Genomic DNA, 22,119 nt, shown 5'->3' on the forward strand with positions numbered 1-22,119 from the left:
TCTTCCAACCCAGGTTAACCCCACATGGCGCTTCAGCTCTACAATACGCTCACCCGCGCGAAGGAAGTCTTCGTGCCCGTCGACGCCAGCCATGTGCGGATCTATTGCTGCGGCCCCACCGTCTACAGCTACGCCCATATCGGCAACGGCCGCACCTTCACCGCCTTCGATCTGCTGGCGCGGGTGATGAAGCATCTGTACCCGACCGTGACCTACGCCCGGAACATCACCGACGTCGATGACAAGATCATGGACCGGGCCAAGGCGTTGGGGCAGTCCATCGAGACGGTGACGGAGACGACGACAGCGCAGTTCCATGCCGACATGGACGCCCTGAACCTGCTGCGCCCGGACGTGGAGCCGCGCGCCACCGGGCACATCGACGCCATGATAGCCATGATCGAGCGGCTGATCGCCGGCGGCCACGCCTATGCCGCCGAGGGCCACGTGCTGTTCAACGTGCCGTCCATGCCCGACTACGGCCGCCTGTCGCGGCGCAGCCAGGATGAGATGATCGCCGGTGCGCGGGTGGAGGTGGCGCCCTACAAGAAAAGCCCGGCCGACTTCATCCTGTGGAAGCCGTCGGCCGAGGATCAGCCGGGCTGGGATAGCCCCTGGGGCCGAGGCCGCCCCGGCTGGCATATCGAGTGCAGCGCCATGACCGCCGCCCACCTGGGCCCGGTGTTCGACGTGCACGGCGGCGGGCTGGACCTGATCTTCCCCCACCATGAGAACGAGATCGCGCAAAGCCGCTGCGCCCACGGCACCCCGGTCATGGCCAACTATTGGGTCCACGCCGGCTTCCTGACCATGTCCGGCGACAAGATGTCGAAGTCGCTGGGCAACATCTTCACCGTGGCCGAGCTGCTGGACGAGGTGCCGGGCGAGGCCCTGCGCCTGGCCCTGCTGCAGGCCCATTATCGCCAGCCGCTGGACTTCTCCAAGGAAGGCCTGCGCCAGGCCAGGGCCACGCTGGACCGCTGGTACGGCGTGCTGCGGGCCGCCGGTACTGTGCCGGCGGCCAAAGTGCCTGATGAGGTTCTGGCGGCGCTGGAGGACGACCTGAACACGCCGCTGGCCTTCAGCCTGCTGCACGAGCTGGCCAACCGCTTCCACAAGGAGACGGATGAAGGCGCCCGCCGGGCCGTGGCCGCCAGCTTCAAGGCCGCAGCCAACCTGATGGGCCTGCTGACCCAGGACCCCGAGGCCTGGTTCCGCTGGACGCCCAAGGGGGCGGAGGGCCTGGACGAGGCCGCCATCCAGGCCGCCATCCAGGCGCGCAAGGACGCCCGCGCGGCGAAGAACTTTGCCGAGGCCGACCGCATCCGCAAGGATCTGCTGGACCAGGGCGTGGTGCTGGAGGACGGGCCCCAGGGCACGACCTGGAAGCGGGCGTAGCCTAGCCCACCGGCGTCCTGGCCCTCAGCTCCCACGCCGCGGCCTCCTCCGTCCGGCCCAGCTTGCGCAGGCAGGCGGCGCCGGCGGTGAGGGTGGCGGCCAGGCCGGCGGGGTCGCCGTGTTCGGCGGTTTCGGCGGCGTGGCGGTACCAGTCCATGGCCTCGTCGAAGCGGCCCATGCTGGCCAGGGTGTCGCCCACCGCCTGCAGGGCGTGACACAGGCCCTCCAGGTTCACCCGCCCGGCGGCATCGCCGTCCTCCACCGCCGTGACGGCGGCCAATGCCCAGGGCAGGGCGTCGGCCGGGCGCTTCAGGTCCATCAGGCAGTGGCTGACGCGCAGGCGGGCGCGGCCGACGTCGTCGTGGTTGACGGGGGTATCGGGGGCGCCACGCTCCAGCGCCTGGACGCTGCGCTGGAACCAGACCAGCGCGTCCTCGATCAGGCCCAAGGCGTAGAGGCAGTCCGCCATCAGGTGCAGGCTGGCGCCCAGGCTGGCGTGGTCCACGCGCGCGGTGCCGTCGCCTTGCTCCTTGGCGGCCACGGCTTGCTGCAGCCAGGGCAGGGCCTGGTCGGGCTGGCCCTGGCGCGCCAGGCAGGCGGCGGCCTGGTGCAGGCTGTGGCCTACGGCCTCGCGGTCCACCCGGCCCTGGGCATCGCCCCGGTCGGCAGCCTCCGCCGCCTGTTGGAACCAGGCCAGCGCCTCCGTATCCCGGCCCAGGCGGGCCAGGCAGGTCCCCACCAGGTGCTGGCAGGCGGCCAGGTTGTCGCCGTGCACCAGCCCTTGGGCGTCGCCCTGTTCCGCCGCCGCCACGGCGTCCTGGAACTCCGCCAGCGCCTCGTCGATGCGGCCGAGGTCGTATAGGCAATAACCCACGTCATAGAGGATGCGGCCCAGGCGGTCCGCATCCACGACCCCTTGGCCGTCGCCTTGCCGGGCCAACAGGGCCGCATGCTGGAAGACGGGCAGCGCGTCCTCGGGACGGCCCTGGTCGATCAGGCCGCGCCCCTGCCGATGGAACCCGCGGGAGTCCGGGAAGGCGGGATTCATGAAGGCTGGATCGGCGAAGGGAATTGCTGTGTGCGCCGGCATGCGAGGGGGGCTTCCTGCGAAGGGGGCCGGCCAAAGGTGGGGACTGCCTCCAGGGCTGTCAACGCGCGGCCGGGGCGGGGGGCCTTCTGGGCAGGGGCGGCGGATCAAGGCTATGGAGGAAGGGATACGGCGCGCGCCATACGCCACCCCACCAAAGACCAAGGGGTTGTTGCAGCCGCCGCGCGGTCCATTCCCTTTCGATCAGGCTGGGGCGCCGCCGCGGTGCCCTGTCCTCTCTTCCCATTGCTGCCGAGATGGCGCCGGCCGCTCCCTCCCGGTATGACAAGAAGCCATCCAGCATAGGGCATGGATCGGCATCATCCGTCGCCAATCATGCCAACATTCGGCTAGGAGGATGGTGCAGGAAAAAGTCGATGTGCCGATCCAGTGGAGCCGTTAGCGCGCGGTTTATTTTGACTGGAAGGAGTCATTCCCAAAAATGACGGATTCGGCATGGCTGTTTCCTATGTGACGAAGGAACGTTAGGCGGAAATTAGAATTATAAAGAACCTGTTTGGATGGAAAATTTCCGATACCTCGGATGGCGCGGCTGAATCCTGCCCTCCCTCTGGTTTGCCGAGGGCGTATTGCGTGCTGTTTTTGCGTAGTTGCCCGAACTGATGTATAAATCGATGAAATATGAGTAACTCCCCGTTGTGAGTTCTATATGGGACCTCGCTCGACTTCTCGGCATGCTCAATGCTTCAAACGGATTCAGTAATTAAAAAGATTAAAGATCGGCAGCAAAGTTTCTGTGGCCGCTATTTGCTTACGCCTAATGAAATATCAGGTATTGAGGAGATCGATCATGCGTAAATTCGCTTTCTTCTGCGCCCTCGCTTTCCCCTTGCTGTCCGCCTCGTATGCCAGTGCGCAGCAATGCGACAATCAACAGGAGCCGTCGCCCCAGACGCGCGTGAAGTCCGGCTTGAGCCTGCAGAACACCACCAACAGCCAGATCAATGTGCTGTGGGCGGGCTTCGATGGGGTCCTGACCCATTACACCACCCTGCAGCCCAAGCAGACGGCAGACTTCGTCACCTATGTCGGCCACATCTGGTATCTGGAGGCGTTCACGCCCAGTGGCGCCGTTTGCCTGGGCCCCATCCGCCCGGTGCAGGCCTCGGCCTGCAAAATGAAGATCTCCCTGCAGGGCGGCGACTTCGCCTACGAGCAGCAGGGCTGCCAGGTCGAATAAGCGCCGGCGGGCGGCGTCGGTCCTGCGGGTCCATGCCGCCCTCCCATCTTCCCGTCCCCTCACGCCGCCCGCACCGTCCCCAGAAACCGTTCCACTGCGCCGGTCAGCACGTCGGCGTGTTCCGCCAGCTTGCCGGACGTTCCCTTGATCTGGGTGGCGGCGCTGCCGGTGGTGGTGGCCGCGGCGCTGACTTGGGTGATGTCGCGCGACATGTCCTCGGTGCCGGTGGCGGCCTCGTTGATGCCGCGGGCCACCTCACGGGTGGCGGCGGTCTGTTCCTCCACGGCCGACGCGATGGCCATGGCGATGTCGGCCATGCCGGTGATGGCGCGCTGCATGCCGGCGATGGCGGCGGCCGTGCGCTCGCTCAAGCCCTGGATGCGCTGCACCTGGGCGGTCACGTCCTCCGTCGCCTTGGCGGTCTGCGTGGCCAGCGCCTTGACCTCGCCGGCCACGACGGCGAAGCCCTTGCCGGCCTCACCCGCCCGCGCCGCCTCGATGGTGGCGTTCAGGGCCAGCAGGTTGGTCTGCGCGGCGATGCCGGCGATGATCTCAACCACCTCGGTGATACGGCTGGTGCTGTCCCGCAACTGGCCCACCACCTCGGTGGAGGCGGCACAGTCGGCGATGGCGTCCTGGGCCTGCAGGCGGGAGCGTTCGACCTGACGCGCGATCTCCTGCACCGTGGCGGCCAGTTCCTCCGACGCGGTGGCGACCATCTGCACGTTGGCCGAGGTCTGCAGGGCGGTGCCGGCGACGGCGCTGGAGCGGTCGCGGGTGACGCCTGCCGCCTCCGCCATGGACTCCGCCGTGTCCTTCATCTCGCGGGCGGCGGCGGCCAGGGCATCGATCAGGCTGGCCACCTGGGCCTCGAAGGCGTCCGCCACCGCGGCCTGGGCCGCCTTGCGCTCCCGCTCCGCCTGGGTGCGCAGGGCCGTCTGTTCTTGTTCCAGCCGCCGCACGGCCAGGGCATTGTCGCGGAAGACGGACAGCGCCCGGCCCAATAGGCCGACCTCGTCCCGCCGCTCCTGCTGGGCCAGCACGGCCCCCTCCAGGTCACCGCGCGCCAGTCGGCCCAGCGCGTCCGCCATGGCGGTCAGGGGCCGGGCCACGGTGCGCGACATGGCCAGGATGACCACCAGCCCCAAAGCCAGGCTGGCGGCCAGCGCCCCCAGCACGGCGGTGCGCGCCGCCTCGCGGGTGGCGTTCGCCGTCCGCGCCAGTTCCTGCCCATGGCGGGCGTTCCAGTCCAGCGTGTCCGTCAGGGGGCTGATGACGGCGCGGAAGGCGTCCTTCAGCGGGCCGGAGGCGAAGCTCTGCATGCCGGCATCGTCATGCGCATCGATCAGGCCCACCAGCTTGGCCGTGGCGGCGGTGTAGCGCTGCCAGGCCTCGGTGAAGGTGCGCAGGAAGTGTCCGTCCGGGCTGCCGGCGTTGACGTTGGCGGCATAATCGCGGATGGCCGTTTCCACCGCCGCCCGGGTCTTGGGAAAATCATCCTCCGCTCCTTTGACATCGCCGGCGTCGTGCACGGCGGCGGCCAGCGCCAGGCGCAGTTCCAGGCGGCGATAGCGATTCAGGCTTTCCATCAGCTCCCCCAGCCGCACGGCGTTGGGCAGCGCCTGGCCGGCCAGGGTGTCCGTCGTCCGCCCCAGGCTGGCCTGCGTCCAGAGCGAGGTGCCGCCCAGGGCCGCCATGAAGGCCAGGACGGCCAGGAAGGAGAGGAGGACCTTGGCGCGCAGCGACAGGTTCAGCCAAAGCGTCATGGGCGGTTTCCTTGAGAAGGGGAACGGATGCTGGAACAGGGAAAATAAAGAGCAAGGCCGGCGGAGGTGTGGTTGCTTGGGAGTAAAATTCGATAAAATTTTCGATATTAACTAGAATGATCCAAGAACTTCCCTATGCAAAAAGTATAGGTGCTGAACAAAAGAAGGCAACATCTGTGTGGAGGTTTTCATTAATTTGATTGGTTAATTCTGCTGGGCAGGCGCCGCCGGATGCCACAGCCAATCACATTCGGAAGCGCCTGGCGGTTTTTACCAATGTCCCGCGATCCATTTCCCGGTGGCGCCGGATCAAGGCGCACCGCGTCCGGCAGGGCCGCCATGTCCGTCCTTGAGGGCTTCCAAGGTTGCTTCGTTGCGTGCGATGGGCCATTGTCGCAACTCCATTACGTTATCTGGCCTGGTTATGAGCGATCGCCCCCGCATCTACCTGTACGACACCACGCTGCGCGACGGCGCGCAGACCCAGGGTGTGGACTTCACCGCGGCCGACAAGGCGGCTATCGCGCGGGAATTGGATGCGTTGGGCATCGACTATATCGAGGGCGGCTGGCCGGGGGCCAACCCCACGGATGACGCCTTTTTCGCCGACCCGCCCCGCTTCAAGCGGGCGCGGCTGACGGCCTTCGGCATGACCCGCCGCCCGGGGCGCAGCGCCGGCAACGACCCGGGACTGAACGCCCTGTTCAACGCCACGGACGGGGTGCCGGGCGCCGGCGTTTGCCTGGTGGGCAAGACTTGGGATTTCCATGTCGATGTGGCCCTGAACATCCCGCGCGGCGAGAACCTGGACCTGATCCGCGACAGCGTGGCGGAGACGGCGGCCCGGGGGCGCGAGCCGCTGTTTGATGCGGAGCATTTCTTCGACGGCTACAAGGCAAACCCGGACTACGCCCTGGCCTGTGTGCGCGCGGCGTATGAGGGCGGGGCCCGCTGGGTGGTGCTGTGCGACACCAATGGTGGCAGCCTGCCGCATGAGGTGGAGGCCATCGTGGCGGCCGTGGCCCGGATCATCCCGGGCGACCGGCTGGGCATCCATTGCCACAACGACACCGAGAACGCCGTGGCCAACAGCCTGGCGGCGGTGCGCGCCGGTGCCCGCATGATCCAGGGCACCCTGAACGGCCTGGGCGAGCGCTGCGGCAACGCCAACCTCATCTCCCTTATTCCCACGCTGTCCCTGAAGATGGGGTATGAGACCGGCGTGGACGGGGAGGGGATGCGCCGCCTGGTCCATGTCAGCCGCCTGCTGGACGACCGGCTGAACCGCGCCCCCAATCGCCACGCCGCCTATGTCGGCGAAAGCGCCTTCGCGCATAAGGGCGGCCTGCACGTCTCGGCGGTGGAGAAGGACCCCACCAGCTATGAGCATGTGCCGCCGGAGGCGGTGGGCAACCGGCGCCACGTCGTGGTGTCGGACCAGGCCGGCCGCTCCAACGTCCTGGCCCGCCTGCGCGAGGTGGGCATCAGCATCGAGCCCGGCGACCCGCGCGTGGGTGCCTTGGTGGAGGCGGTGAAGCGGCGGGAGTTCGAGGGCTACGCCTATGACGGCGCCGAGGCCAGTTTCGAGCTGCTGGCGCGGCGCACGCTGGGCACCCTGCCGGACTATTTCCGCCTGATCTCCTTCCGCGTGCTGGATGAGCGGCGCTGGAACGCCCAGGGGCAGCTGGTCACCCTGTCGGAGGCGACCGCCAAGCTGGAGGTGCCGGGTGTGGCCGATGCCCTGATGACGGTGGCGGAGGGCAACGGCCCGGTGAACGCCCTGGACACGGCGTTGCGCAAGGCCCTGATCCCCGCCTACCCGCATCTGGACGGGATGCGGCTGGTCGACTACAAGGTCCGCATCCTGACCCCCCAGGACGGCACCAAGGCGGTGACCCGCGTCATGATCGAAACGCGGATGCCGGACGGCGCCCCTTGGGTTACCGTCGGGGTATCGGCCAACGTCATCGACGCGTCGTTCAACGCGCTGTTTGACAGCATCACCTATTGTCTCTACCGCGCGGGGGCCACCGTCCCCACCGCCTGAGGGACGCCAGCAGTTTCAGGACCCAAGTGCCATGAGTGGAACCGACCGCCGTATGCTCGCCAAATCCCAGGCTGAAGGGACGGAGGAGGGCGCGGGCCCGGCCGTCATCCTGGTGGAGCCCCAGTTGGGGGAGAACATCGGCACCGTGGCGCGGGCCATGCTGAACCATGGCCTGACCGACCTGCGCCTAGTGAATCCGCGCGACGGCTGGCCCAACGAGAAGGCGGTGTCGGCATCGGCCGGCGCCACCCTGGTGCTGGACCAGGCCCGCGTGTACGAGAGCACCAAGGACGCCATCGCCGACCTGCAGAAGGTCTACGCCACCACGGCGCGCCCCCGCTACATGGTCAAGACCGTGCTGACGGCGCGCGAGGCGGCGACGGAGATGCGGGCGCACGCCCAGGTGGGCCGCGGCGTCGGCATCCTGTTCGGGCCGGAGCGCACGGGCCTGGTCAATGACGACATCGCGCTGGCCGACACCATCATCACCATCCCACTGAACCCGGGCTTCTCCTCCCTGAACCTGGCGCAGTGCGTGCTGCTGGTGGCGCACGAATGGTTCCAGGCCGGCTATGAGGGGCCGGAGCGGCAGCTCTACACCGGCAACTCCCGCCCCGCGACCAAGGAAGAACTGGTCAACCTGTTCGAGCACCTGGAGCTGGAGCTGGACGCCACCGGCTTCTACACCAGCGAGGAAAAGCGCCCCAGCATGGTGCGCAACATCCGCAACATGCTGCAGCGCGCCCACATGACAGAGCAGGAGGTGCGCACCCTGCATGGCGTCATCAAGGCGCTGGTGGGCCTGAAGGAAAAGCGCAAGTAAGGCCGCGTCGCCGGACTCTGGATAAAGGGCGACCCCACGGCCGCCCTTCGTGTTTAGGCCGCCTGCTTCTTAAGCGCGAAGATGTAGGTGACCCGTGCGATCGCCGCCAGCTTGTAGCCATACTGCGTCAGCCGGGCGACGGTGGGGTCGTTGCCCAGGTTCAGGATGTCGATATCGTGAATCTCGATGCTGATGACCGAGGGGCGGTAGCGGTCCAGGTCCAGGCTGGCGACGACGGCGCGGTCGAACCCTTCCAGATCGATGTTCATATAGTCGATGCTTTGGCCGCTAGGCAGGTTCTCATCCAGGATCTGATTGATGGTCTTGACCGGTACGACCCGGGTTCCGGTCTTCTTGCGCCCCATACGCGTCCACTCTTCCGCCGTTTCCGGGCTCAGGGTGTTCATGCCGGTGCTGTCGAACATGTGATAGACGAGTTCGCCCTCGGTGGGGCCGACGCCGGTGCAGATGTTGATGTCGTCCGGCCGGTCCTGATTGAAGAGGTTGATCACATCGACGTTCGCGTCGATGTTCATGCCTCGCCAGCTCATATGCCGCAGAAGTTGCGTATTGGATTGCCGGCGTGGATGGAAGGCGCCAACATCCACATAGAAACCGCCATGCGGGCGCTGAATATCGTAAAAAAGAATATCGGCAACCAGGGCATCTTCCGCGAATTGCGCATAGATGATCTTTAAATAGGGATCGCGAATGATTTCAAAATATTGATGGGCGGGAAAACTCTCAAAGACGTTTAGCCGAATCATATGAGACTGCCCCATAAATTTGCATATATGTCCAAAATATATTAATGAGCGTTAGTTGTGAAGTTAAATATCTCTTTTTGCGTGTTCTTTCGGGTGGTGCCCTCCTCAGGGGCTCCTCTGCCAGGAGGTTTGCGGCAAGCTTTTGTGCCGATTGGGATGGTTGGCGGGGGTAGGGGATTGTGCCGGACATGACCTGGGCTGAATTGGCTGAAGATGATCTCGGCCTACCTGCTGGTTGTGGGCCTGCTGGTGCTGGCGGTCAGCGGCCTGACCCTGTGGTGGTTCTCCACCGATGCCGAGGGCGGGCGCAAGGGCATCGTCCGCATGGGGGAACGGGACAAGTTCCACGCCCGCCCGTTCTTCCTGGCCATCTTCATCACTGGCTATCTGCTGGAACCCGTCGCCAAGATGCGGAATTCCCTGTAACGCGTGCCGGTAGGGCCGATCCGCGTGTTTCCGTCACGCCACCACGGGCACGTGGAAATCGATGACCGCGCCGGGGCGGGTGGGGGCGAATTCGCTGTCGTAAAGCTCGAAGTCCGGGCTGTCCGCCACCCTCAGGCCCGATGCCGGCATCAGCTCGCCCCAGATGCGGTCCATGGCCGCCTTGACCTGGGGGTGCAGGGGGCCGCCGTTCAGCGTGATGCGGAACACGGCGTATGTCGCGGCGGGGATGCGCAGGGTGGTGAACCCCGCCGGCGGTGTGGCGTCCGGGGCGACGCGGACGCCGGCCATGTAATCGAAGCTGCCTTCCGAGCGGTCCGCCGCCCACACCACGCCGTAGGTGGCCCAGCTGGGCTCCTGCCCGGCGAAGGGCAGGGCGCCGATCAGCGCCGGCCAGAGCTGGGGGATGGTAGCCTTGGTGGCGCCGTCGAAGCGCCGCGACGGGCCGGCGACGGTGAAGGCGTCCAGGGAGACCAGGTCGGGTAGTCGGATGACGTCGACATCGGCGCTTTCGGGCAGGCTCATGGGATATTGTCCTTCAAAGGGGGTGGCGGAGTAGCCTTGCCGGAACCGGCCGGGCGAGACACCGAACAGGCGCCCGAAGGCGCGGGTGAATGCTTCCTGGGAGTCGAAGCCGCAATCGAACGCCAGGTCGATCAGGCGCGCCTCCGGCTCGGAGGTCAGGCGCCGCGCCGCCTTGACCAGCCGCCGCCCCCGGACATACGCCATGACGCTGCGTCCCATGCGGGCCGTGAACAGGCGGGAGAAATGATAGGGCGATAGCGCCATGCGGTCGGCGATGGCGTCCAGCGTCAGCGGCTGGTCCAAATTGTCCTCGATCCAGGACAAGAGGTCGGCGAGGCGGTCGGGGCGGGGCAGGGTCATGCCGGCACTATGACCAATGCCGACATCTCCGTCCTGACCGGTCTTGCTGTTTTGGGGGAGAGAAAGGCACCCTGTTGTCCTACCGGCCCCGATGGGGTGGCCAACGATGCGGGGAACCCAATGCGGTCAAGGATGATGATACGGGCGGCGATGCTGGCGGCCGCCTTGGCGATGGCGCCCCTTGTGGCGCCGGGGGACGGGCACGCGGCTGCGCAACCCGCCGCCGCCGGACGGGCGGCGAAGAGCGAGGCCCAGACCATCCAGCTGTTCGGCGCGTCCATCAAATATTACGAGGCGGGGCAGGGCCCGACGCTGGTGCTGGTCCATGGCCTGGGCAGCAGCGCGCAGGGCGATTGGGGCAAGGTCATGGCCGACCTCGCCAAGACCCACCACGTGCTGGCGCTGGACCAACTGGGATTCGGCGCCTCGGACAAGCCCATGATCGACTATGCCATCCAGACCTGGGTGGATTTCCTGGGCGAATTCCTGCGCCAGAAGAAGGTGACGGACTTCACCCTGATGGGCGAATCCCTGGGCGGCTGGATTTCGGCGCAATACACCATCCAGGCCCTGGACGGCATCGCCGCCGATCCCGCCTTCGCCCTGCCCAAGCCGTTCAAGCTGGTGCTGTGCGACGCCGCCGGCCGGCACGACACCATGGCCAAGGCCTTCGGCCCGAAGCCTGCGGGCGCCGACGCCCCGCCCCCCGCCGCCTCGCTGGCGGGGCAGAAGGCCATGCTGGGCGCCATCTTCCATGACCCGCGCTGGTCCAACGGGCCGGCGGCCCTGAAGCGCGGCTTCGCCTGGAGCCTGTCCAAGGGCGACGCCTGGACCATCCATGCCGTCTACAGCAACCCGGCGCTGCTGAACGAGACGGTGGATGGCAAGCTGAAGGACATCACCATCCCCACCCTGGTGGTTTGGGGGGCGGAAGACAAGCTGCTGCCCCCGGCGGATGGCCAGTTCTATGCCGACGGCATTCCGGGGGCCAAGCTGGTCACCATTCCCGACAGCGGCCACGCCCCCATGATCGAGACGCCCAAGGCCTTCCTGGCGGCGGTGGAATCCTTCATTAGCCACTAGTTATCAGAACCTGGTTGTGTTAAGTTAATTCATGGCAACTTAAAGATGAAAGCATCATGATAAATAATAAATCAATTCCTTGTTTGAATCCTCCAGATCCGGCGTGGGCGAGTTTCGGTCGTAATTTGTTAATAATGATTTCGAAATTATGGGAAGTAATCGATAATTCCCAGAAAGGTCTACATATTGGTGTAATTGTCGGGACGATTAGTTTTCTAATGTCGATTACTCCGACCGCATTTTCCATAGATTCTGATGGTGGGCACGTTCAAAAAGATATATATACAGATATTTATAGTATGGCAGAGACTTGCTCTTTTGCGCTAAGCTGGGAGATTGTGGGATTCTTCATACTTATTTTTGGAGCTGCTCTGAATATAGGAGCTAGAAAAAATTTAATCCCAATGCCTCTTGCGGTGGCTGTCCGCTTAACTGCTTTGTCAGTGCCAGTTTTTATATGTTGGTTCGCTTTTAAGTTCCCGGTGGAAATTTTAGCCGCATTGCGCGGGAAATGGCACATTACACAATTTACACCACCTCCGGTGCCAAATAATGAATTCGTGGTATCGGTCATTAATTTTATAATTAATCACGCGATATCTATATTGTTGTCAATATATATAATATATGTTGTTTCTATATTTTATAATCACTATCTTCTTCCGAAGACCAAGATAAGTAAAGCTGATGCGCCATGTGATGGCAGAAATGCGACCAGCGTTTGACCGCAAGAAAATCCCCTGTACCCTTGGCGGCAATGAAACCAAGGGGATGGGGATCATGATGCGAATGGGGCGGGTCGCGACGGCGGTGTCCGCGTTGGCGCTGCTGGCGGGCCAGATGGAGGCTCAGGCTTGGGCCGCGCCCACACTGCTGGTCAACGCCCTCATCCATACCGAGGATGCCGTCCACCCCACGGCCAGCGCGCTGGCCTGGGATGAGAACGGCATCCTGCTGGCGGTGGGGGAGACGGCGGACCTGACGCAGCGCTATCCCGGCGCCGCCACGGTGGATGCCGGCGGCGCCCCCGTGGTGCCCGGTCTGATCGACGCCCACGGCCATGTGCAGGAGGAGGGGGCAGCGCTGCTGACCGCCGACCTGTCGGGCAGCACCAGCAAGGCCGAAATCCTCACCCGCCTCCAGGCGCAGGCGGCCAAGGTGCCGCCCGGCGACTGGCTGCAGGGTTGGGGATGGGACCAGAACCGCTGGGCGGACAAGGCTTTCCCCACCGCCGCCGACCTGGACGCCGCCTTTCCCGACCGGCCGGTGCGGCTGGAGCGTATCGACGGCCACGCCGTCTGGATCAATAGCGCCGCCCTGCGTGTCATGGCGGCGCAACCCAAGGCCAAGAGCCTGGACGGCAGCTGGCAACCGCAAGGCGGCCGTATCGTGCGCAAGGGCAAGAAGGCCACGGGCGTGCTGATCGACAACGCGATGGACCTGCTGACCGAGGCCCTGCCGCCGCGCACCGATGACCAGATCCGCCAGAACTATAAGCTGGCCTTCGCCGAGATGGTGTCGCTGGGCCTGACCGGCGCGCATGAGCCGGGCATCGACCTGCAGTCCTTCCGCGTGCTGCAGGACATGGCCGCCAAGGGGGAGGTGCCGGTGCGCCTCTACACCATGGCGGATGGCGACCATGAGGCGCTGGCCTGGTTGTGCACCCAAAACGGCGGCTACACCGACCCCAGCGGCCGGGTGCGCATGCGGGCGGTGAAGCTGTACATGGACGGCGCGCTGGGCAGCCGGGGCGCCAAGCTGCTGCGCCCCTACAGCGACGATCCCGGCAACAGCGGCATCTACGTCACCAACCCCGCCGACTATCCCCGCATCGTGGCCAAGGCCAAGGGCTGCCACCTGCAGGTGGCGACCCACGCCATCGGCGATGGCGGCAACCGCATGGTGCTGGACACCTACGCCAAGGTGCTGGGCGCGGACGCCAAAAGCGACCACCGCTGGCGGGTGGAGCATGCGCAGATCCTGACCCTGGACGACATTCCCCGCTTCGCCCAGCTGGGCGTCATCGCTTCCATGCAGCCCACCCACGCCACCTCGGACATGCCGTGGGCGGAAAAGCGCCTGGGCCATGACCGCCTGGCCGGCGCCTATGCCTGGCAGAGCCTGCGCCGGGCGGGTGCCCGCCTGGCCCTGGGCTCAGACTTCCCGGTGGAGAAGGTGAACCCCATGCTGGGCCTCTATGCCGCCGTCACCCGCCAGGACCTGGCCGGCCAACCCCCGGGCGGCTGGCTGCCCGACCAGAAGCTGACGCGGGAGGAGGCGCTGGCCGGCTTCACCCGCGATGCCGCCTATGCGGGCTTCATGGAGGGGGAGGTGGGCGCCCTGAAGCCGGGCCTGCGCGCCGACTTCGTCATCCTCAGCGCTGACCCCCTGACCGTGCCCCCGCGCCAGATCGCCGACATCAAGCCACTGTCGACCTGGGTGGACGGCCGGAAGGTGTACGAGGCCGGGAAGTAGGATTTTCAGCCCGACCACGAGGTTGCGCCCCTGGCGCGCCATAATCGTCCTGATAGTATGCTTGCCATACTGCGATGATCGCGGCGATGGGGATTGGGGGGATGATGCGCGCTGGGATGCTTGCCGTTCTGTTGACGTCGGGTCTGGTTTTTTCGACCGGTCACGCGTGGGCCCAGGATCAGCCGGCGGCCCAGCCCCAGACCCAAGGCCAGGCGGCGCCGGCCGATCCCAAGAAGGAGGCGGAAAACGCCGAGGACCAGGCCATGCTCCGTTTGCTGCAGGAAGGGACGCAGGCGCTGCGCACCGGTCAGCCGCGCCAGGCCATCGCATCCTACGACCAGATCATTGCGACCTACGAGGCCCGCTACAAGAATCGCAAGGAAAAGGTCTATTGCGGCAGCACCCCTGCGGAGACGCTGGCCTACATGGTCCTGGCCGCCAGCCAGAAGCAGTCGGCCATCGCCGTGGCCCCCACCTGGGCCGTCGCCTATTTCCTGAAGGGCTTTGCCCAGTTTGACCTGCAGGACTTGCCGGGAGCCAAGGCAAGCCTGGAGCGGGCCCGCGACCTGTCGCCTTACAACCCGCAGTTCCTGATCGAACTGGCCAACCTGTACAAGTCCGAAAAGAACTGGCCCCTGGCGCTGGAAACCTATCAGGCCGCCAAAGAGCATTCGGCCGCCTTTTCTCTGCCCCAAGCCAAGGCCACGAATGAAATGAAGGCCCAGCACGGCATCGCGTTCGTCTATTCCGAGACCGGCAAGCTGGATGAGGCCGAGGCCATCTACAAACAGTGCCTGGCGATGAATCCACAGGACGCCTACGCCCAGCATGAGCTGGACTATGTGACGCAGCAGAAAGCCAAGCAGGCGCATGTTCATTGAAGATGCGGGGCGGTAACAGCCACCCCTTGCCGATCCTGGTCTTGCTGGCTTGTGCCGCCTGCGCCGGGCCGCCGGCGGGTGAGACGGCCGCCCCGCCAGTCAAAGTACCGTTGGTCACCTCTTCCTTGCCCACCGCCGACCTGACCCCTGATCCGGCCTTGGGCAAGGCCCTGCGCGAGGGACTGCTGGCGGTCCGGGCGGGGGACCCGCGCCGGGCGGTGAACGCCCACTTCAATCCGGTCATCAACATCTACGAAGCGCGCTACCGGGCTGTGCCGGGGCGGGTGTACTGTGCCCGCAGCATGGAAGAGGCTGCCCGCTACATGAAGGACGCCCTGCGGGCGCATCAACCGGCACGGGTGGTGGAGGCGGGACTGGTCCTGGCTTATGTCTACCGGGCCCGGGAACTGATGATACTGGATGATCCGGTGGCGGCGCAGGCCGGGCTGGAGCGGGCGCGCGTCCTCTCACCCGCCAACGCGGCCGTGCTGGTGCAACTAGGGGCCGCATACAAAGCGCAGAACAAGACACCGCAGGCGCTGGAAGCCTACCAGGCTGCGGTGGAGTCGATCGACCTGTCGCCATCGGAGACCAAGGCGAGGGAGACCATCGACGCCTTCTATGGCCTGGGCAGCACCTATGTCGCCCTTGGCCGGCTGGACGAGGCGGAGGCGACCTACCGGCGCTGTCTCAAGGTGCTGCCCGGCAATGCCCTGGCAGAGATGGAGCTGAAAGAGGTTCAGCGCCAACGGACCCAAGGCCGCTGATCAGGTCTCTTCATCCCGGCCAATAAGACGCTCAAGGATTACTCGGATTTCTCAAGAGTCTGTCGCTGGCACAGTGGCGGCAACCGTCAAACCTGGGAGCCCGTCCATGACCCATTCCGCCGAACCCACCCTGACCCAGCTGTTCGCCGACCTGCACGCCCACCGGGTGGCGACCATGGATCCGGCCCAGCTGCAGATCAACATCGACCAGCGGCGTGAACTGGTGGAGGGGGCCGACCGCGCCGCCTTCGTCCGGCCGGGTGACCGGCTGGTGGGTGAGGTGCTGCAGGATGTGGAGGGCGGCACGCTGCACCTGGGCGCCCTGCTGGCGCGGGGGCCGGTGGTGCTGATCTTCTTCCGCTTCGCCACCTGTCCCGCCTGCAACATCGCGCTGCCCTATTACCAGCGCCATCTGGAACCGGGCCTGCGCGCCCTGGGCGCCCAGCTGGTGGCCGTCAGCCCGCAGGTGCCGGAGCGCCTGGTGGAGATCAAGCGCCGCCACGGCCTGACCTTCACCGTGGCCAGCGACCGCGACAACGCCCTAGGACGCCGTCTGGGCATCGTCTTCACCGCCAACGCCGCCTCCCAGGTCAGCCAACTGGCCAAGGGCACCTCGCTGGGGGAGGTCACGGGCACCGGCACCTGGGACCTACCCATGCCGACGGTGGTGGTGCTGGGCCGCGACGGCGTGGTGCGCTACGCCGATGTCAGTCCCGACTGGCTGGTCAGGACCGAGCCGGGCCCGGTGCTGGATGCCGTGCGCGCTGTCGTGGTGGAAGAGGCGGCCCGCCGCGCGGCCGAATAGGAAGCTTTTCCGTCATCCTTGGGCCAGGCGCGCCCCGTCGCCGCGTGGTGACGGGCGCGGCAGATCTTCCACCGCCAGGCGTACGGTGGCGACGGTCAGCGGGGTCACGGCCAGGGTCAGCAGCACATAGACGCCGCCGATGGCCAGGATGTAGCCGGGCATGGTGCCCAGCTGCCGCATGCACCAGCCCACCAGGTCGCCCAGGGGGCCGGGGCCGTTCTCCGCCAGGCTCCAGTTGTTAGCGGCGGCGACCATACGCAGCACCACGAAGGCCTGAGCATAGGCGATGGCATGCAGGGGGGCGCGGTCCAACCATCGCCACGGGTTGACGTACAGCCGCAGGAAGGAGCGTCGCGGCCGGCGCAACCAGTGCGGTTCCACGTTGTGGGCGTGGGCGATGCCGAAGATATAGAGCGCGGTCAGGAAGACGGCGCCCAGGCCGGTGGCGATCCAGGAGCGCGCCAGGGCCAAGCCGTCCGGCGCTGCCAGGAAGCTGTTGCCCTCATGCACGCCATAGGCGCGCAATGCCAACACCGTCGTCCAGATGTCGGCGCCGCTGGCCAGCAGATAGGCGAGCAGGTATTGCAGGGCGGATAAGGCCAGGCGGCTGCGTCGGGTCATGCTTTCTCTCCCGGCAAGGTCGTGGGTGGCGTGGTGGCCAACGCTTCGGTCAGGAAGGTGAAGGCGGCCGACAGGGGGGAGGCGGTCTGGAAGTCCTGGGCCAGTTGCCGCATGTCGGTCCCGAAGGTGGCGGACAGCGCCTCGCCGTTGGCTTCCCCCACCAGCGCAACGATCTCCCGCCACTCCCGCACCAGATCCCGCACAGCCGGCGACGCGGCGGTGTGCTTGGCCTGGCGCAGGCGCTCGGCGGTGGTCAGCGCCTGGGAGATGCGGTGGCGCAAGGTGGGCAGATCCACGCCCGTGCCCTTCAGCCGTTCCGCCATCGACAGGCGCAGGCGGGCGATCTCCGGCTCCAGGCCCCGGCTCTCCACCAACTCGATCAGCAGGCGGCGCACGTCGTCGGTGGTCAGCGTCTGGGGGGCGGTGGCCTGGCGGGCCAGGTTGATCAGTTCATCCACCGACAGGGGCTCGCCTGCGGCCAGGCGCTGGCGGGCGTGCGTCACGGCGTCCAAGCGCTGGCGCAGGGCCGCGATCTGGTTCTCCAGATGGCGGCTTTGCAGGCCCAGGGTCTGGATCAGGTCGGCGCCGTCGCCGGCCAGCACCTCGCCGATCTGGCGTAGCGACAGGCCCAAGCCCTTCAGCGCCAGGATTTGGTGCAGCCGTGCCAAGTCCTCACGGGTATAGCGGCGCCAGCCGCCGGCGCGCCGCTCGGGCGTCAGCAGGCCGGCGCGTTCATAGACGCGCAACGCCTTGGGCGTGACGCCCAGTTTGGCGGCGACGTCGCCGGGGCCGAGGCCGGCGGTGGCGGGGGGCTTTCTCTGTTCCATAAGGCCAGCGTAGAACCGGACCCAAGGTCCGGTGCAAGCGCCTCTTGGTATCTTCCCGCACGATCCCTGAACCGTCCCCGCATGGGCCGTCTGCGGGCGTGTGCGGTTTGAGGTCTGCGGTTTCCGTTGACTTCGGTTCCGCGCTGCTTATAGTGCCGGCCTTCCCTTCCCGGGAAGGTGGGTCCGGGGGATCTCTCCCCCTGTCCCCGTCCATGGGTTCCAATCCGGATTGTTGCCGGAAAGGGGCGCCGTGGAACTACCGGGACAACAAGCCGCGACAGCGGCACTCTGGAGCTTAGAGATGAGCAAGCGTTTAGAGTCCAAGTACAAGATTGACCGCCGCCTTGGCGTCAACCTGTGGGGCCGTGCCAAGAGCCCGGTCAACCGCCGCGAATACGGCCCCGGCCAGCACGGCCAGCGCCGCAAGAAGCCGTCCGACTTCGGCCTGCAGCTGATGGCCAAGCAGAAGCTGAAGGGCTACTACGCCAACATCGGCGAGCGCCAGTTCCGCCGCATCTACCAGGAAGCCGTCCGTCGCCGTGGCGACACTGGCGAGAACCTGATCCAGCTGCTGGAGCGTCGCCTGGACGCCGTGGTCTACCGCATGAAGTTCGCGCCGACGCCGTTCGCGTCGCGCCAGATCATCAACCACGGCCACATCCTGGTGAACGGCAAGCGCCTGAACATCGCCTCCTACCGCGTGAAGGACGGCGACGTCATCGAGGTCCGTCAGAAGGCCAAGCAGTTCGCCATCATCCTGGAGGCCGTCGCCTCGGGTGAGCGCGACATTCCCGAGTACGTGCAGGTCGACACCGGCGCGCTGAAGGGCACCTTCGTCCGCGCCCCGAACCTGGCCGACGTGCCGTACCCGGTGACCATGGAACCGAACCTGGTGGTCGAGTACTACTCGCGCTAATCCAGGGTCCTCCGGGAACCGACAAGATCAGGCCGCGCCCCTCGGGACGCGGCCTTTTCTTTTGGTTCATCGCGGAACCCCGGGGAATGCGGCTCTGATTTTGAGGAAGAAGTAGGCGTCATCGCGATAGCCGTAGGCCATGCGCTTGATGACCTTGATGCGATTGTTGATGCCTTCGAGGATGCTGGTGTTGAGTGGCCATGCGGCGCTGGCGACGATGCCTTGGAGGTAGACGGCCAATTTTCCGGCGAAGCGGACCAGCGGGTCGATGCCACTGGCAATGGCCTTGTCGAACCAGGCCTGCCAAGCGGTGCGGGCGGCCTGGGTAGAAGGCTGGCGCCATAGCTGCTTGAGTTCATCTTTCATGACATAGACGGTCATGAGCGCCTGATTGGCAGCGAGCAGTTCATCCAGATGCACGCCGTCCTGGACGCGTTTCAGGTTTTCCCGGTTGCGCAGCAGCAGCCACCGGGCAGTCTTGATCACCTTGCGGGCTTTCTTGTCGTCGCGCAGCCGGTTGGCTTCGTCGACCCGGACGCGGTCGATGACGTCATGGCCGTATTTGGCGACGACGTGGAACAGATCGTAGACGATCTCGGCTTGTGGACAACGCGCACGCACCTCATTGGCGTAGGCGGCGTTCATGTCCATGGCCACGGCCTGGGACTATCAGGAATTTCGTGCTCGGCGGGGTCGGTTTCACGATCAGGCGCTCATCGCCTTCGAGAACCGCTCGCCGAACATGACGGCCATCTGGGCCTTCGCCGCCGTCCATTCACGCGGCGGCATTTTCCAATCTTTCTCCGCGCGGTTCAAGACCAGGAACAGGAGCTTCAGGGCCGCCTCGTCATTGGGGAAGTGCCCTCTGGCGCGGACCGCCCGGCGCAGCTTGGAATTCAGTGCCTCGATGGCATTGGTAGTGTAAAGGATCCGCCGGACCTCGCGCGGGAACGCGAAGAACGGAATGACCTCTTGCCACGCCCGGCGCCAGGCCTTGCCGATGGCCGCGTGTTTCTCGCCCCAGGGCCCGACCTCGAAGGCGGTCAACGCGGCCTCGGCCGCCTTGTCATCGACGGCGTCGTAAATTGTCTTCAGGGCACCGGCGACGGCCTTGCGATCTTTCCAGGAGGCGAACTCCATGCTGTGGCGGAGCAGATGCACAATGCAGGTCTGCACGATGGTCTCGGGATAGGCTGCGGCGATCGCCTCGGGGAAGCCCTTCAGGCCATCGACCACGGCCAGCAGAATGTCTTCAACGCCCCGGTTCTTCAGTTCATTCAGGACGCGTAGCCAGAACTTGGCGCCTTCGTTCTGCTCGATCCAAAGGCCCAGGACCTCCTTGGTGCCGTCGGCCCGCACGCCGATGGCAACGTGGATGGCCTTGTTGCGCACCAAGCTCTCATCCCGGATCTTCACCCGGATAGCATCCAGGAACACCAGCGGGTAGATCGCCTCCAGCGGCCGGTTCTGCCAGGCCGTTACTTCCTCGATCACCGCGTCCGTCACCGTCGAGATCAGGTCCGCCGACACCTCAATGCCGTAGAGTTCCCGCAGGTGCCCCACGATCTCCCGCGTCGACATGCCCCGCGCGTACATCGAGATGATCTTCTCGTCAAAGCCCGGAAAGCGCCGTTGGTACTTGCCGATCAATTGCGGATCGAATGTCGCTGTCCGGTCCCGGGGTATGGCCAGCTCAACCGAGCCACCATCCGTCAGCACCGTCTTTCGGCCATAGCCGTTGCGCCGGTTGCCGCCATCATCATCCGCAAGATGATGATCCAGTTCCGCTTTCAAGGCGCGTTCCGTCAGCGCCTTCTTCAACTGATCAAGGAGGCCGTTCTGGTCAAACGCCGTCTTGGCATCCGCCCCGGCAAGCAACTGGTCTAGGATCGCGTCAGGGATAACTGGCTCTTTGCGTCGGGCCATGGTGGGTCTCCTTCTTCCTCACTATGACCCCGCCGAGCACGAAATTCCTGATAGTCCCCACGGCCTTGATGCGGCGGCAGCCTTCCTCCCCCAACAGGTCGAAGAAGGGACGGATGCCTTCGCGCGAACGCTCGCGGCCAACCCATAACACCCGCCGGGTGTGGGGCTCGATTACCACCGTGGCATAGCGGTGGCCGCGCTGGATGGCGAACTCATCCATCGCCAACACGCTGATCCCGCTGAGGTCTACCGGATCGAGGGATCGTTGCAACGCACGTTTGTCGATCTCCTTGACCGTGTGCCAGTCCAGCCCGAAGAACGCGGCCACCTGCTTCACCGGAAGGGCACGGCAGAGGCGGACCACGCTCTCCGCCAAACGCCGTGTCACCCGGGCATGGCGCTCCAGCCAATCCAGTCGTTCCAGCCGAGGGCCGCACTGCCCGCACAGAACACGCCGGCGCGGCACCGATATCCACGTCGCCGCATCCAGGATCGGAAGGTCCCGGACAACTCGCATCTCAATGTCGTGAACACGCTCGCTCGCCTGGCCACAACCGTCGCAGATCATCGGCGAACAGGACGGTCGGCCAAGATATATCCAAACCGCCGGCTGCTCACCCGCGCGGCGTTCCACTGTCTCAATCCGGTAGCCTTCCCACCCAACGAGACATGACGTAGCTTCTCTATCGGGCAACGGCGCACCCCCTGGCAGTCTGTGATGTTTGGCGACTACCAGTCTGTCAGAACGCGCCGTTGTCCGCCTCTACCCGCTAATCCGCGATGAACCTTTCTTTTGGCGCGGCCCGGGTGGCGCGGCCCGGGCCTTCAGCTCCGGTGGCGGAGGCGGGGCGTCATGCGATCCATGATCCGGTCGCGCCACAGGAAGACGTGGACGGCTACGGCGGCCAAGTGCGCCCCCACCACGATCAGCAGCACGGTCACCAGGGTTTCATGCACTTCGCCCAAGGCCCGGCCGACGGTGGAGCCCGTGGCCACCAGCGCCGGCAGGTCCAGGATGCCGAACAGGGTCACGGGCCAGCCGCGCCGCGACGCGTCGGCCCATCCGGTCAGCACCAGGGCGAAGACCAGCAGGTACAGCAGGCCGTGCACGGCCGCCGCCGCCTTGTGCTGCCAGGCCGGCAGGCTGGGATCGGCCGGCGGCTGGGGCGTCAGCACCCGCCAGGCCAGGCGCAGGGCCATGATCGCGCCGATGGCCACGCCGAACGACAGGTGCAGGTTGACCAAGCCTTCCGGCGGCATGCCGCGGCGCAGCTCCGGCATGGTCCAGCCCAACGCGTATTGCACCACCAGCAGGGCCACCACCAGCCAGTGGAACCCCTTCATGGCGCCGCCGTACTCGGCCAAGGGTGAGCGATCCATTTGTTTACTCCTTCCAAATC

The 22,119-nt window shown here is 65.8% G+C and carries 21 protein-coding genes and 1 pseudogene; 12 read left to right on the forward strand and 10 right to left on the reverse strand.

Going from position 1 to position 22,119, the window contains the following annotated elements:
• Positions 1 to 24: 24 nt before the first annotated feature.
• On the forward strand, positions 25 to 1,398 hold the full coding sequence (gene cysS / locus Y958_RS06430) for a cysteine--tRNA ligase (RefSeq protein ID WP_088871344.1): 1,374 nt from the start codon (positions 25 to 27) through the stop codon (positions 1,396 to 1,398).
• A gap of 1 nt (position 1,399) precedes the next feature.
• On the opposite strand, the gene Y958_RS06435 is transcribed toward cysS, so the two are convergent.
• Positions 1,400 to 2,488, reverse strand: a complete 1,089-nt coding sequence (locus Y958_RS06435; RefSeq protein ID WP_088871345.1) for a tetratricopeptide repeat protein — start codon at positions 2,486 to 2,488, stop codon at positions 1,400 to 1,402.
• An 808-nt stretch (positions 2,489 to 3,296) separates the two neighbouring features.
• Here Y958_RS06435 and Y958_RS06440 point away from each other — a divergent pair.
• Complete coding sequence (locus Y958_RS06440; RefSeq protein WP_186291287.1) at positions 3,297 to 3,686, forward strand: VHL beta domain-containing protein; 390 nt, start codon at positions 3,297 to 3,299, stop codon at positions 3,684 to 3,686.
• Positions 3,687 to 3,745: 59 nt separating this feature from the next.
• Here the strand turns inward: Y958_RS06440 and Y958_RS06445 are convergent, their stop codons facing one another.
• Positions 3,746 to 5,452 (reverse strand): methyl-accepting chemotaxis protein, encoded by a 1,707-nt coding sequence (locus Y958_RS06445; RefSeq protein WP_088871347.1) that lies wholly within the window; start codon positions 5,450 to 5,452, stop codon positions 3,746 to 3,748.
• Between the two features lie 424 nt (positions 5,453 to 5,876).
• On the opposite strand from Y958_RS06445, the gene cimA reads away from it, so the two are divergent.
• Positions 5,877 to 7,499 (forward strand): citramalate synthase, encoded by a 1,623-nt coding sequence (gene cimA / locus Y958_RS06450; protein ID WP_088871348.1) that lies wholly within the window; start codon positions 5,877 to 5,879, stop codon positions 7,497 to 7,499.
• A gap of 31 nt (positions 7,500 to 7,530) precedes the next feature.
• A complete protein-coding gene (locus Y958_RS06455; protein WP_088871349.1) occupies positions 7,531 to 8,322 on the forward strand; it encodes an RNA methyltransferase in 792 nt (263 codons plus the stop codon).
• A gap of 53 nt (positions 8,323 to 8,375) precedes the next feature.
• Here the strand turns inward: Y958_RS06455 and Y958_RS06460 are convergent, their stop codons facing one another.
• Positions 8,376 to 9,089 (reverse strand): FkbM family methyltransferase, encoded by a 714-nt coding sequence (locus Y958_RS06460; protein ID WP_186291288.1) that lies wholly within the window; start codon positions 9,087 to 9,089, stop codon positions 8,376 to 8,378.
• 213 nt (positions 9,090 to 9,302) lie between these two features.
• On the opposite strand from Y958_RS06460, the gene Y958_RS06465 reads away from it, so the two are divergent.
• Positions 9,303 to 9,515, forward strand: coding sequence for a hypothetical protein (locus Y958_RS06465; protein WP_088871351.1), 213 nt, complete (start codon positions 9,303 to 9,305; stop codon positions 9,513 to 9,515).
• 33 nt (positions 9,516 to 9,548) lie between these two features.
• Here the strand turns inward: Y958_RS06465 and Y958_RS06470 are convergent, their stop codons facing one another.
• A complete protein-coding gene (locus Y958_RS06470) occupies positions 9,549 to 10,418 on the reverse strand; it encodes an AraC family transcriptional regulator (RefSeq protein WP_088871352.1) in 870 nt (289 codons plus the stop codon).
• A 132-nt stretch (positions 10,419 to 10,550) separates the two neighbouring features.
• Between Y958_RS06470 and Y958_RS06475 the strand changes: the two genes are divergently transcribed.
• The 6 genes from Y958_RS06475 (at position 10,551) to Y958_RS06495 (ending at position 16,429) form a co-directional block, all read left to right on the forward strand.
• The gene (locus tag Y958_RS06475) at positions 10,551 to 11,501 is read left to right on the forward strand and encodes an alpha/beta fold hydrolase (protein ID WP_244909399.1); all 951 of its coding nucleotides are present in this window, start codon (positions 10,551 to 10,553) and stop codon (positions 11,499 to 11,501) included.
• Between the two features lie 56 nt (positions 11,502 to 11,557).
• Complete coding sequence (locus Y958_RS31250) at positions 11,558 to 12,226, forward strand: hypothetical protein (RefSeq protein WP_145727814.1); 669 nt, start codon at positions 11,558 to 11,560, stop codon at positions 12,224 to 12,226.
• A gap of 55 nt (positions 12,227 to 12,281) precedes the next feature.
• The gene (locus Y958_RS06480) at positions 12,282 to 13,976 is read left to right on the forward strand and encodes an amidohydrolase (RefSeq protein ID WP_244909400.1); all 1,695 of its coding nucleotides are present in this window, start codon (positions 12,282 to 12,284) and stop codon (positions 13,974 to 13,976) included.
• Positions 13,977 to 14,092: 116 nt separating this feature from the next.
• The gene (locus tag Y958_RS06485; protein WP_186291289.1) at positions 14,093 to 14,857 is read left to right on the forward strand and encodes a tetratricopeptide repeat protein; all 765 of its coding nucleotides are present in this window, start codon (positions 14,093 to 14,095) and stop codon (positions 14,855 to 14,857) included.
• 26 nt (positions 14,858 to 14,883) lie between these two features.
• Positions 14,884 to 15,624, forward strand: a complete 741-nt coding sequence (locus Y958_RS06490) for a tetratricopeptide repeat protein (protein WP_186291290.1) — start codon at positions 14,884 to 14,886, stop codon at positions 15,622 to 15,624.
• A gap of 106 nt (positions 15,625 to 15,730) precedes the next feature.
• Positions 15,731 to 16,429, forward strand: coding sequence for a peroxiredoxin-like family protein (locus Y958_RS06495; protein WP_088871357.1), 699 nt, complete (start codon positions 15,731 to 15,733; stop codon positions 16,427 to 16,429).
• A 12-nt stretch (positions 16,430 to 16,441) separates the two neighbouring features.
• Here the strand turns inward: Y958_RS06495 and Y958_RS06500 are convergent, their stop codons facing one another.
• Together Y958_RS06500 and Y958_RS06505 are read right to left on the reverse strand one after the other, a co-directional pair.
• Positions 16,442 to 17,050 (reverse strand): hypothetical protein, encoded by a 609-nt coding sequence (locus tag Y958_RS06500; protein ID WP_088871358.1) that lies wholly within the window; start codon positions 17,048 to 17,050, stop codon positions 16,442 to 16,444.
• Positions 17,047 to 17,877 (reverse strand): MerR family transcriptional regulator, encoded by an 831-nt coding sequence (locus Y958_RS06505; RefSeq protein ID WP_088871359.1) that lies wholly within the window; start codon positions 17,875 to 17,877, stop codon positions 17,047 to 17,049. Before Y958_RS06505 ends, Y958_RS06500 begins: the two co-directional genes overlap by 4 nt.
• Positions 17,878 to 18,178: 301 nt before the next feature.
• Here Y958_RS06505 and rpsD point away from each other — a divergent pair, with 301 nt between their 5' ends.
• The gene (gene rpsD / locus Y958_RS06510) at positions 18,179 to 18,793 is read left to right on the forward strand and encodes a 30S ribosomal protein S4 (RefSeq protein ID WP_040845943.1); all 615 of its coding nucleotides are present in this window, start codon (positions 18,179 to 18,181) and stop codon (positions 18,791 to 18,793) included.
• Positions 18,794 to 18,859: 66 nt separating this feature from the next.
• Here the strand turns inward: rpsD and Y958_RS06515 are convergent.
• The 4 genes and pseudogenes from Y958_RS06515 to Y958_RS06530 form a co-directional block, all read right to left on the reverse strand.
• Positions 18,860 to 19,456 (reverse strand): annotated as a pseudogene (locus Y958_RS06515) (ISL3 family transposase); the annotation flags it as partial.
• Between the two features lie 42 nt (positions 19,457 to 19,498).
• The gene (locus Y958_RS06520; protein WP_088871361.1) at positions 19,499 to 20,719 is read right to left on the reverse strand and encodes an IS256 family transposase; all 1,221 of its coding nucleotides are present in this window, start codon (positions 20,717 to 20,719) and stop codon (positions 19,499 to 19,501) included.
• Entirely contained in the window at positions 20,688 to 21,353 is a 666-nt protein-coding gene (locus tag Y958_RS06525; protein ID WP_145960791.1) for a helix-turn-helix domain-containing protein, read from the reverse strand. Before Y958_RS06525 ends, Y958_RS06520 begins: the two co-directional genes overlap by 32 nt.
• 191 nt (positions 21,354 to 21,544) lie before the next feature.
• The gene (locus Y958_RS06530) at positions 21,545 to 22,099 is read right to left on the reverse strand and encodes a cytochrome b (RefSeq protein WP_211098554.1); all 555 of its coding nucleotides are present in this window, start codon (positions 22,097 to 22,099) and stop codon (positions 21,545 to 21,547) included.
• Between the last annotated feature and the right edge of the window lie 20 nt (positions 22,100 to 22,119).

The sequence above is a fragment of the Nitrospirillum viridazoti CBAmc genome, assembly GCF_000730165.1.
GTDB lineage: Bacteria > Pseudomonadota > Alphaproteobacteria > Azospirillales > Azospirillaceae > Nitrospirillum > Nitrospirillum viridazoti.